This is a genomic window from Streptomyces sp. NPDC060205, assembly GCF_042728395.1.
In the GTDB taxonomy this organism is placed as follows: domain Bacteria; phylum Actinomycetota; class Actinomycetes; order Streptomycetales; family Streptomycetaceae; genus Streptomyces.
In genome coordinates, this window is sequence record NZ_JBHWZP010000586.1 from 1 (window position 1) to 2789 (window position 2789).

The 2789-nt window shown below is 73.7% G+C and carries 2 protein-coding genes and 1 pseudogene; 1 reads left to right on the plus strand and 2 read right to left on the minus strand.

Features of this window, described 5'->3' with window-relative positions:
* Both ACFWGJ_RS43185 and ACFWGJ_RS43190 read right to left on the minus strand, forming a co-directional pair.
* The coding region (locus ACFWGJ_RS43185; protein WP_387334449.1) for a diacylglycerol/lipid kinase family protein at nt 1-1110 on the minus strand (1110 nt) is incomplete at its 3' end.
* 126 nt (nt 1111-1236) lie between these two features.
* A pseudogene (locus ACFWGJ_RS43190) lies at nt 1237-2109 on the minus strand (YhjD/YihY/BrkB family envelope integrity protein); the annotation flags it as partial.
* Nucleotides 2110-2148: 39 nt separating this feature from the next.
* On the opposite strand from ACFWGJ_RS43190, the gene ACFWGJ_RS43195 reads away from it, so the two are divergent.
* Nucleotides 2149-2679 carry a gamma carbonic anhydrase family protein gene (locus tag ACFWGJ_RS43195; protein WP_387334447.1) on the plus strand — a complete coding sequence of 177 codons (531 nt, stop codon included), beginning with the start codon at nt 2149-2151 and terminating at the stop codon, nt 2677-2679.
* The last annotated feature ends 110 nt before the right edge of the window (nt 2680-2789 follow it).

A 2789-nucleotide genomic window follows, 5' to 3' on the forward strand; every position in this document is an offset into this window, starting at 1 on the left:
GACGACCTCCCGCGCGGTGACCCGGGTCAGACCGGTGGCACGGCGTCCGCGCAGCAGACCGGCGGCCTGGGCGGCGCTGGCCACGTCGACCCCGACGACCCCCAACTCGCCGCCGTCCAGCCGCGATCGGCGGCCGAGCCCGGCGATGTCGCCGGTGCCGTAGGGGTTGTTGCTCACCAGCAGCGCCTGCGGTGCCTCGAAGTCCGCCTCGCCGGCCCGGGCGGCGAGCCGCGCGCCACGATGGCCCACGAGCAGGTCGGGGAGGAGTTCCAGGGTCGTACGGGTCTTGCCGTCGCGGTAGGCCGGGCTCTGCACCACCTCGGCGTACGCCCCGAACGACACGTTGTTGACGAAGGGGTGGCCGGCCGCGCGGCCCAGGTCGACGCGGAGCAGCACCCCGTCGGTCAGGGCGTCGAGCGCCTTCGCCGGATCCTCGCGGTCGAGCCCCAGGTCCAGGGCGAAGTGGTTGCGGGTGCCGGCCGGCACCACCAGGAAGGGGAGGCCGAGCGAGGCGGCGACGTCGGCCACCAGGGCCTGGGTGCCGTCACCGCCCGCGACACCGAGCAGATCGGCGCCCTCGGTCGCGGCCTTGCGCGCCAGTTCGGCCACGTCGGTCTCGCCCGGCCCCTCCAGGAGGAGGACCTGCGCACCCAGTGCCTCCGCCTTCTCCCGCAGCCCGAACTTCTCCACCTTGCCGCCGCCCGAGCGTGGATTCATGATCAGGACGGGGTGCCGCACCCGGGGGGCGGGGTGTTCCGGTGTCCGGGCCGGCCCGTCCGCGCGGACGAGGGCTCGGCGGCCCGCGCCGACCGCGACCATGAACAGCGCTCCGGCCACGGCGACGACCCACGCCAGCTGGGCCCGGGTGTACGCGACGACGATCCACACCGGTGCGGCGACGGCCAGCACGGCGGCGAGCAGCCGCCATACGCTCCGCCGCGTGAGCACCCACCACAGTGCCGCGGCCGTGACCGCCAGACCGGCCAGTCCCACACCCAGCAGGGCGATGGTCCGCAGTCCCGCGAACACGCCCAGCACCAGTACCGCCGCCGTGGCCGCCGCCAGCGCTCCGCGCGCCGACCACCGCTGCCCCCGCGTAGTGGGTTCCATGGCCTGACGATCGTTCGTGCCCGGCCGGGGCGCATCACCCCCGGCAGGGGATCCGCCCGTCGCTTTGCCCTTACCTGGTTCCGTCAGGCCCAGCCAGGGGCTGAGGAGGGCGTCGTGGGCCAGTACGTACCCGATCGCGATGCCGCCCGCGACGATCGCGAAGAAGAAGATGAGCCACGACAGCACCGTGAAGACGGAGCCGAGCGGCCCGTACCGGTCGACGCTCAGCTCCAGCGAGCGCGGCAGCCACAGCCCGGACACGGCCGAGTACAGGACGACACCGGTCCCGGTGAGCAGGGCGCCCGGCAGCAGCGGCAGCCACGCCACCCGCCCCGCGAGCAGCAGATGCTGCGTCCACCACCACATGAGGACCGCGGCGATCAACTGCAGGGGGAACCCCAGGGCGGACCCGGCGCCGAAGCCGTCGCGCAGTGTCCCCTGGGACACCAGCACGGTGACCCAGACCAGGAGCCACACGCCCCAGCGCCACACCACGGTCCGCAGTCCGGCGCGCGGCAGGTGCCAGGAGCGTTCGCACAGGCGCTGCAGTGCCCGGCTGAAGGCGGTCGCGGACAGGAGGGCCACCAGCACCCCGATCGCGCCCCAGGTCTCCATCGAGTCGGCGGCGCCCCGGTAGACCTCGTCCACCTGGGTCAGGACCGGCCCTTCGGTGCCCAGCTGGGTGCGCAGGGTGCCCACCAGTTCCCTGCGGATCGCGGGCGGGGTGAAGGAGGCGATGGCGAAGAGCATCGGCAGCGCGGCGAGGAACGCCTGCGCGGCGAGCCGGGTCGCCATGTCCAGGATGCTCACGCTGACGAGCTGCCGGCCGACGGGGACCCCGATACGGCCCGTCGTCACCCGGGCGAGCCTCGTGAACACCATGACCGTGCCCTCCCGGCCCCCGGAAACCTGTCGGCACGTCACCCTCTTCCCCGCCGGGCCGCCGCGCCTCGCCCGGGGCGGGTGACACGGACCCGCGGGGCCGGGCCTGCGGCCCATCGCCTACCGTGCCGGTGTACCGACGACGAGGAGACGGTGATGACGCACGAGGCGCTGGTCATGGGGATCGGCGGCAAGGATCCGCAACTGGACCCGGAGGCGTTCGTGGCGCCCACGTCCGTGGTCATCGGGGACGTGACCCTGCGGCCGGGCGCGAGCGTCTGGTACGGCGCGGTGCTGCGCGCGGACTGCGGTCCGATCGTGATCGGGGCCGACAGCAACGTCCAGGACAACTGCACGCTCCATGTCGACCCCGGTTTTCCGATCACCATCGGGGAGCGGGTGTCCATCGGGCACAACGCGGTGGTGCACGGGGCGGTCGTCGAGGACGACTGCCTGGTGGGGATGGGGGCGACGATCCTCAACGGGGCGGTGATCGGGGCGGGGTCGCTGGTCGCGGCGCAGGCGTTGGTGCCACAGGGGATGCGGGTGCCGCCCGGGTCTCTCGTCGCCGGCGTTCCCGCCAAGGTGAAGCGGGAGCTGAGCGCGGAGGAGCGGGAAGGGGTTTCCCTGAACGGGGTGTTCTACGTCGAACTGGCGAAGGCTCACCGGGACGCCCACGAGGGGTAGGCCGGGGGCCGTTTTTCGGGTGCGGGTCCGCTGTGGCTGGCCGCGCAGTTCCCCGCGCCCCTCAAAAACACCGCCCGGGCAGGGCGTGCCCCTTCAGGGGCGCGGGGAAC

What these genes read in the sequence shown, in the direction of transcription:
- ACFWGJ_RS43195 (WP_387334447.1), top strand. Translation starts at nt 2,149, where the DNA reads ATGACGCACGAGGCGCTGGTCATGGGGATCGGCGGCAAGGATCCGCAA.